The sequence below is a fragment of the Saccharopolyspora sp. NPDC002686 genome (assembly GCF_040295745.1).
GTDB lineage: Bacteria > Actinomycetota > Actinomycetes > Mycobacteriales > Pseudonocardiaceae > Saccharopolyspora > Saccharopolyspora oryzae.
Map to the genome: position 1 here is coordinate 1 of NZ_JBEOVY010000357.1, position 7,815 is coordinate 7,815.

Consider the following 7,815-nt stretch of genomic DNA (forward strand, 5'->3'; position numbering starts at 1 on the left):
GGTGCTGGCGGCCAGCACCGGAAGACGCCGGACTGCGCCCGCTCCGCTGCCGCAGCATCCAGGACGTGCACCTGCCGCCACGGGGCGACCTCGCCGTCCGCGTCGACGACCAGCCGGGGCGTCTCGCTCATGCGACCGCGACAGCCGTTCGCTGCGCACGACGTGGCGGCCGGGCGAGCACGAGCCAGACCACGATCGACAGGACGGAAACCGCGAGGCCGAGCGGCCGGGTTAGGTCAGCCGTGCCGACCACCCAGCCCGGCGCCTGCGCAGGCAGGGCTGCGCCTTCCAGCGACTGGCAGGCCGTGCTCAGGAGAGCCGCTTGCAGCACCGTGCCCAGGGCCAACGCGATCCGTCCACTTCGGACTCGGAGCACCCTGTCGAGCTCGACATCGCCGTCCGCGGGCCGCGCCACCGCAGCCCACAGGACGATCGCGACGAGCGCCGCGCACAGGGGAACGCCCACGAACGCGGTCGCGCTTCCCTCCACAATGGACCCACGCCCGGCGGCGTTGGCGGAGGCGACGGCGAGCGCCAGCACGGCCACGACCGCGTGCACCACCAGACCCCACTGCGGCACGACGTCCAACACCCCGCGCCGCACCAGCACCGCCTCGCGCACCCGGTGCTCGTTCGGCCGCAGCGCCAGCAGTTCGGCCAGCAACCCGCCGCCGAACAGGATCATCACGAAGACCGGGAACCCGGTGGTCGAGCCCTCGAACAGCAGTCCCGCGACCAACGGGATCAGCACGAACAGCACCGGGTACCAAAACCTGCGCCGACGCAGGTAGGTCACGGCGTGCGCGATCTGCTCGTCCGCCGGCTCCGCGATCTGCCAACGCCGGAGCAGCGCGCGGCCTCCTTGCTTGGTCGGCCACAGCGGGATCAGGACCAGCAGCCCGACGAGCCCCGCGACCAGCGCCATCACCAGGAAGCTGCGAAAACCGTGTTCGAACAAGAACATGGCAGCGATTGTATCGACCCCGTCGACACAAAAGGGCCGGAGTCGCGAAATCCCAGCTCAGAGCAGCTTCAGCGGCCAACCGGCGCGGACTCGGCGGCCTCCAGCGCGGCGAGGACTCGGGTGCGGAGGAGTTCGTACTCCTCGCGGAGGCGGACGATCTCGGGCGGGCGCTTGATCGGGGTGCCGCCGACGACCAGTTCTTCCGGGGCGAACTGCTCGCGGGTCAGGTCGAGTTCGAGACCTCCGGCCAGGCGGTTCCACCAGTGGTTGTCGACCTGCCTGCCGTCGACGTGCACCTCGCCGCAGACGAGGTCGCCGCCGAGCAGGTCGTTGACCACCAGCGCGGTGGTCCCGCACTGGCCGCGCGCGGGATTTCCCGCGTGCCACTTGGGGATGTCCTCCGGGGCGCAGGTGTCCACGCCCCAGGACGACCGGATCGCGCGCTCGACTTCGACCAGCGTCTGGCTCAGCATGCCGGAGATCTTGCCCGGCACCACCGACATCAGCGCCGGTTCCGGTCCCGCACGTAGTACGGGGCGGCCGCCAGCGCCGGGACGAGGGCGCCGAGGAGGAGGATCACGAGTTCCATTTTTCGACTCCCTTCGGGCAGGGCTCACCGAGGGCACGACGGGGTGCGGTGAACTTGGACTGAGCGGCGGCAGAAGTGCCGGAATTGGAAAGCCCCGCGATGCTGCCAGGTCGGGGGTCCGACAGCACCGCGGGGTCATCCTGCATATCGGCGCCCAAGGGCGTCTCGTTACACACTTACCGATATGTGTTCCACGTCACGTCAAAACGCCCGTCCGGGCGAGCGGATCAATCTCTATCCAGCTCTCTAGGACGAACACTAGATTCGCCTATAAAGCCCGATCCGCATGGGGAGAACTCGCCTGACCAGCGCGTTCAGTCCTGGGTGAGCAGGTAGCGGCCGAAGTGGGGGACGGTGAAGGCGATCTGGCCGCGCTCGCCGGAGTAGACCAGGCCCTTCTTGATCAGGCTGTCGCGCGCCGGGGACAGCGACGAAGGGCGGCGCTCCAGGTACTGGGCGATGGACGCGGTCGGGGTCGGCTCGTCGCGGCCCTCCACCAGCTCCGCCATCGCGCGCAGGTACTCGCGCTCGGCCGGGGTCGCGCGCTCGTAGCGGGAGCCGAAGAACCCGACGGCCAGCTCCGACTCCGCCTCCGGCGCGGCCAGCCGCACGTCCTCGGCGCCGATCTCGCTGCGCACCGCCGCGTCCCAGGTCGCCTTGCCGTAGGACTGCACGAAGTACGGGTAGCCGCCGGAGATCGAGAACAGCGCGTCCAGGGCGTCCGAGGTGATCCCGGCTTCCTCCCGCTCGATCGGCGCGATCACCGCGCGGTCGGCGTCGGAGCGGTCCAGCCGGTCGATCCGCATGTACCGGAACAGCCGCTCGGAGTAGGACTTGCTCGCCGACAGCACCGCGGGCAGGTGCGGCAGACCAGCGCCGACGACCACCAGCGGCGCCCCCGACTGGGACAGCTCGTGGCAGGCCGCGCACAGCGCGGAGACGTCCTCGGTGGGCACGTCCTGCAGCTCGTCGATCAGCAGCGAGATCCCGGCGCCGACGTCGGCCGCCAGCTCCGCGACCTCGGTGAACAGCTCGACCAGGTCGATCTCGATGTCCCCTGAATCGGCCCGGCCCTGCGCGGCGGGCACGTCGATGCCCGGCTGCCACCGGTCGCGGAGCTTGGCGCCGTCGGGATTCGACTTGAGCGCGAAGGCCTTGAGCACGGCGAGAACGTGCTCGACGCGGTCCGGCGCGCGGTGGCGGACCGCCAGGTCGCGGATCGCGCGGTGCAGCGCAGCGGACAGCGGCCGCCGCAGGCCGGCCTCCGGACGGGCCTCGACCTTGCCCGCGCCCCAACCGCGCCGCAGCGCCATCGACCGCAATTCGCCGAGCAGCACGGTCTTGCCGACGCCGCGCAATCCGGTGAGCACCAGGCTCCGCTCAGGGCGACCCCGGGCGACGCGCTCGAGGACGACGTCGAAGGCGTCGAGCTCCCGGTCGCGTCCGGCCAGCTCAGGCGGCCGCTGCCCGGCGCCGGGGGCGAAGGGATTGCGAACCGGGTCCATGCCATCGGACTGTATCCAGCCGTCTAGCGCTGCTCCGATATTCGGCGAGAAATCCCCATCGGCGTGTTGTCGGCGACCTTGACCGGACCCTCCGCACCAAATAGCTTAGCTACTAAGCGAGTTGCGGAGTGAGTTGAGATGACCGACGAAGAACGCGCGGCACTGGCCGCGGAGATCACCGGGCCGCTTTCCCGCCGGTACAGCACGGCGACGGTGCTGTACCACCACGCGCTGGCCGAACGCCTCGGACTCGGCCCGACCGACCTGAAGTGCCTCGACCTGCTGCACGAACGGGCTCCGATGACCGCGAGCGAGCTCGCCGCGATCACCGGGCTGACCACCGGCGCGACCACCGGAGTCGTCGCCCGGCTGGAGCGTGCCGAGCTGCTGTGCCGCGAACCCCACCCGCACGACCGGCGCAAGCAGGTGTTGCGCCCCACCAGCAAGGCGGTCCGCGAGGTCCAGGCGGTCTTCGCCTCGCTGCCGGTCGACCCCGGCTCGCTGACCGAGGGCTTCGACGCCCACCAGTTGACCGCGATCGCCGAGTTCCTCGACCGCGTGACCGATTACGCGTACCGGCGCGGTGCGCTGCTGCGCGCACAAGCGCTGGGTGGCCGGCGAGCGGCCTCCGCCCCGACCGAGGAGGAGCGATGACCGACGACGAGCAGATCACCGCGCTGTTCGACCGCATGTCCGCTGCCTGGACCGCTGGCGATGCGCGCGCCTACGGCGAGTGCTTCACGGCCGACTGCGACTACGTCTCGTACGACGGCAACCGCGCGCAGGGCAGAGAACCGGTCGTCGCTTCGCACGACAAGCTCTTCCGCGGAGTGCTCCACGGCTCCGCTCTCGTCGGCCGGATCGAGTCGATCCGGCACCTCGGGGAGGGCGTCGCGCTCGTCCACTCCACCGGTTCCGTGCTCACGGCGTGGCGGAAGACGCTGCCGAAGCGACGTCTCACCCGCAACACGATCGTCGCCGTCCGCGACGCGGACGGGTGGCGGTTCACCGCGATCCACAACGGCCGGATCAGGCCGGTGACCCCACCGGAGCCGGACTCCCTGCCCGCTCGAATGGCCCGAGGCCTCGTCCACGTCTCGCAACGGCTCGGCCTCGGACGCGCCGCCGCCCAACCCGGCACCGTGAATTCCACCGCCTCACCGCAGTACGTCCGGCGGAGCTGACCTTCCCGGGGTGGCGATCCGTCGACCAGCCGATTTGCCGAGAAGTCGACAAATCGATCGCGGAAGCTCGCCGAATATCCGGCTGTCTAGCTCAGGGGCTAGAGAGCGCGAGACAAGCCGATGCGGTCGTGAGCGGCGATGGTCGCTCTTACCACCGTTGCCGCTCACGCCGAGTTGCTGCGATCCGGCGGGCGATCGCAGAGGATCTCGGGCATGACAGCTGAATGGCGGCGCCCGCTGGCCGAAGCGCTCGACGCGCTGGGGATCGATCGCAGCCCGGACGAGTTGGCGGTGACGGGCGAGCTCGGCCACCTGCCCTCCCGACTCGCGGTCGAGGAGATCGCGATCGCCAGCATCGGGGCCGCGCTGCTGGCCGCGGGCCCGGCCGAGCTGGCCACCGAACACGCCGCCGCCGCAGTGCGCAGCGAAGCCCACCTCCGCCTCGACGGTCGTCCGCCGCTGGACGGCTTCGCCCCGCTGTCCCGGTTCTGGCGGACCTCCGACGGCTGGGTCCGGACCCACGGCAACTACCCGTGGCACCGGGAAGCCCTGCTTCGCGCACTCGGCGCCACCGACGACGTCGAGGTGGAACCGGCGATCGCGGAACTGCCCGCGCTGGAAGCGGAATCGCGCGTGGTGGCGGCCGGCGGGATCGCTGCGGCGGTGCGGACCCCGGCGCAGTGGCGGGCCGAAGCACCTGGTCGCGCCGTGGATGCCCAACCGCTCGTCGGAACCCGCCACGTCGGCGGTGCGGCGCCCCGGCGCGGCAGGTTCCGGGTGCTGGACCTGACCAGGGTGATCGCCGGTCCGGTGTGCACCCGGTTCCTCGCAGCGCTCGGCGCGGACGTCCTGCGCATCGATCCACCGCACCGCCCGGAACGCCCGGGGAGCTACGACACGCTGCTCGGCAAGCGCAGCGCCGTGCTCGACGCTCGAACGCCGGAAGGCCTTGCGCGGCTGCACGATCTGCTCGACGGCGCGGACGTCCTGGTGCACGGATATCGGCCGGGTGCGCTCGAGCGGTTCGGGCTGGGCTTCGACGCGTTGGCCGAGCGGCATCCCGGACTGGTGGTGGTTTCCCTTTCCGCCTGGGGAAACTCCGGGCCGTGGGGCGAACGGCGCGGATTCGACAGCATCGCCCAGGCGGCCACCGGCATCGCCACCATCGAGTCCACTTCGGACTGTCCTGGCGCGCTGCCCTGCCAACTCCTCGACCACGCCACCGGATACCTCTGCGCAGCAGCGGCCCTGGACGGCCTCCGCCGCCAGTCCGAACGAGGCGGAACCTGGCTGCGCGAACTCTCCCTGGCCCGCACCGCGCACTGGCTGCTCGACCAACCCCGCACCGAACACCCACCGCTCGCCGTGGCCGTCGAACCCTGGCTGACCTCGCTCAACACCCCGGACGGCCGGATCACCACCGTGACCCCACCCGGCCGCCCGAACGACCAGGCGCTGTCCTGGCCGTTCCTCCACCCCTACGGCTCCGCCGTCCCCGCCTGGTCCCGTGAGCACTTTGGGCTGTTATAGCGACCCGAAGTGCTCACGGGTCCTGACCAGCCGAAACCTCGCGGAAAATCAGTGGCGCCGGTTGGGACCATGGACGCATGACGCGTTCGTTCGAGGAGTTGGTGGCCGAGGGTGCGGCTGCGTCGGTCGACGGCTGGGACTTCTCCTGGCTGGAGGGTCGAGCCACCGAGCAGCGGCCCTCGTGGGGCTACCAGCGGCTGCTCGGCCAGCGGTTGGCGCAGGCGTCCGCGGCGCTGGACATCCAGACCGGGGGCGGCGAAGTGCTGGCCGGAGCCGGCGCTCTCCCGCCGGTGATGGTGGCGACGGAGTCCTGGCCGCCGAACGTCGCGGTGGCGACGAAGCTGCTGCACCCGCTGGGCGCGGTCGTCGTCGCCGACCCGGACGAGCCGCCGCTGCCGTTCGCCGACGGCGCGTTCGACCTGGTGACGAGCCGGCACCCGGCCACCGTGTGGTGGGCGGAGATCGCGCGCGTCCTGGCACCGGGCGGGACGTACTTCGCCCAGCACGTCGGTCCGGGAACCGCGTGGGAACTCGTGGAGCACTTCCTCGGCCCGCAGCCGGAAGCCCGCCGCAAGCGACACCCGGACCTGGAGGCCGAGGGCGCGCGCCAAGCCGGCCTCGACGTCGTGGACGTGCGAACCGAGCGCCTGCGCATGGAGTTCTTCGACGTCGGCGCGGTGATCTACTTCCTGCGCAAGGTGATCTGGACGGTCCCGGGCTTCACGATCGCGGGCCACCGCGACCGCCTGCACGACCTCCACGAGCAGATCCAGCGCGACGGCGTCTTCGTCGCCCACTCCACCCGAACCCTCGTCGAAGCCCGCAAACCCGGGACCGGCTAGCTCGTCAGGGGCGTTCGAGGATCGCCGTCATGCCCTGACCTCCTGCTGCGCAGATGGAGATCAGGCCGCGGCCGGATCCCTTCTCCGACAGGAGCTTGGCGAGGGTGGCGACGATCCGGCCGCCGGTCGCGGCGAAGGGATGACCGGCGGCGAGGGACGAGCCGACGACGTTGAGCTTGGCCGGGTCGACCTCGCCGAGCGGTTCGTCGCGGCCCAGGCGGCTCTTGCAGAACTCGGGGTCCTGCCAGGCCTTCAGGGTCGCCAGGACCTGGGAGGCGAAGGCCTCGTGGACCTCGTAGAAGTCGAAGTCGTGCAGGCCCAGACCCGCCCGGTCGAGCAGCTGCGGGACCGCGTACGCCGGGGCCATCAGCAGGCCTTCGTCGCCGCTGACGTGGTCCACCGCCGCCGACACCACGTCACCGAGGTAGGCCAGGACCGGCAGGCGTCGCGCCGCGGCCCACTCCTCGCTGGCCAGCAGGACGGTCGATGCGCCGTCGGTCAGCGGGGTCGAGTTGCCCGCCGTCATGGTCGCGCCCTCACCGCGGCCGAACACTGGCTTGAGCTTGGCGAGCTTGTCCACCGAGCTGTCCGCGCGGAGGTTCTGGTCGCGCGCCACGCCCTGGTAGGAAGTCAGCAGGTCGTCGAAGAAGCCCCGCTCGTAAGCCGCGGCGAGCCGCTGGTGGCTGCGGGCGGCCAGCTCGTCCTGCGCTTCCCGCTCGATCTCCCAGGCCAGCGCGGTCTTCGCGGCGTGCTCGCCCATCGACAGGCCGGTGCGCGGCTCGGCGTTGCGCGGGATCTCCGGCACCACGTGCTGCGGGCGGACCCCGCTCAGCGCCTTGAGGCGACCGGCGGCGGTCTTGGCGTGGTTGGCCTGCAGCAGGACGCGGCGCAGGTCGTCGTTGACGGCGATCGGTGCGTCGCTGGCCGAGTCGACGCCGCCGGCGATGCCGACCTCCAGCTGGCCGAGGGCGATCTTGTTCGCCACCGAGACCACGGCTTCGAGCCCGGTCGCGCAGGCCATCTGCACGTCGTGCGCGGGGGTGCGCGGGTCGAGCTTGGAGCCGAGCACGGTCTCGCGGGCGAGGTTGAAGTCGCGGCTGTGCTTGAGCACCGCGCCGGGACAGGTCGAAGCCGGGTTCCGCGGCCAGCTGGGGGTAGTTGTGCGTGAGGTCGGTCCCGTGGGGCATCTCGGCGCCAACCC

The 7,815-nt window shown here is 71.3% G+C and carries 7 protein-coding genes and 1 pseudogene; 4 read left to right on the forward strand and 4 right to left on the reverse strand.

From position 1 onward, the window contains the following. Positions 1 to 127: 127 nt before the first annotated feature. The 3 genes from ABTZ89_RS32280 to ABTZ89_RS32290 form a co-directional block, all read right to left on the reverse strand. The gene (locus ABTZ89_RS32280; RefSeq protein ID WP_351051873.1) at positions 128 to 964 is read right to left on the reverse strand and encodes a hypothetical protein; all 837 of its coding nucleotides are present in this window, start codon (positions 962 to 964) and stop codon (positions 128 to 130) included. Between the two features lie 68 nt (positions 965 to 1,032). Continuing rightward, positions 1,033 to 1,467 carry a YunG family protein gene (locus ABTZ89_RS32285; RefSeq protein WP_351051876.1) on the reverse strand — a complete coding sequence of 145 codons (435 nt, stop codon included), beginning with the start codon at positions 1,465 to 1,467 and terminating at the stop codon, positions 1,033 to 1,035. Positions 1,468 to 1,867: 400 nt separating this feature from the next. Next, a complete protein-coding gene (locus ABTZ89_RS32290; protein WP_351051879.1) occupies positions 1,868 to 3,058 on the reverse strand; it encodes a DUF8462 domain-containing protein in 1,191 nt (396 codons plus the stop codon). Positions 3,059 to 3,196: 138 nt separating this feature from the next. Between ABTZ89_RS32290 and ABTZ89_RS32295 the strand changes: the two genes are divergently transcribed. The 4 genes from ABTZ89_RS32295 (at position 3,197) to ABTZ89_RS32310 (ending at position 6,614) form a co-directional block, all read left to right on the forward strand. Beyond that, the gene (locus ABTZ89_RS32295; protein WP_351051882.1) at positions 3,197 to 3,712 is read left to right on the forward strand and encodes a MarR family winged helix-turn-helix transcriptional regulator; all 516 of its coding nucleotides are present in this window, start codon (positions 3,197 to 3,199) and stop codon (positions 3,710 to 3,712) included. Then, positions 3,709 to 4,242, forward strand: a complete 534-nt coding sequence (locus tag ABTZ89_RS32300; protein ID WP_351051885.1) for an SgcJ/EcaC family oxidoreductase — start codon at positions 3,709 to 3,711, stop codon at positions 4,240 to 4,242. The genes ABTZ89_RS32295 and ABTZ89_RS32300 overlap by 4 nt, the downstream gene beginning before the upstream one ends. 213 nt (positions 4,243 to 4,455) lie before the next feature. Then, a complete protein-coding gene (locus ABTZ89_RS32305; RefSeq protein WP_351051887.1) occupies positions 4,456 to 5,772 on the forward strand; it encodes a CoA transferase in 1,317 nt (438 codons plus the stop codon). 77 nt (positions 5,773 to 5,849) lie between these two features. Further along, entirely contained in the window at positions 5,850 to 6,614 is a 765-nt protein-coding gene (locus tag ABTZ89_RS32310) for a class I SAM-dependent methyltransferase (protein ID WP_351051890.1), read from the forward strand. 4 nt (positions 6,615 to 6,618) lie between these two features. On the opposite strand, the pseudogene ABTZ89_RS32315 reads toward ABTZ89_RS32310, so the two are convergent. Continuing rightward, positions 6,619 to 7,731 (reverse strand): annotated as a pseudogene (locus tag ABTZ89_RS32315) (acetyl-CoA C-acetyltransferase); the annotation flags it as partial. Positions 7,732 to 7,815: the final 84 nt, after the last annotated feature.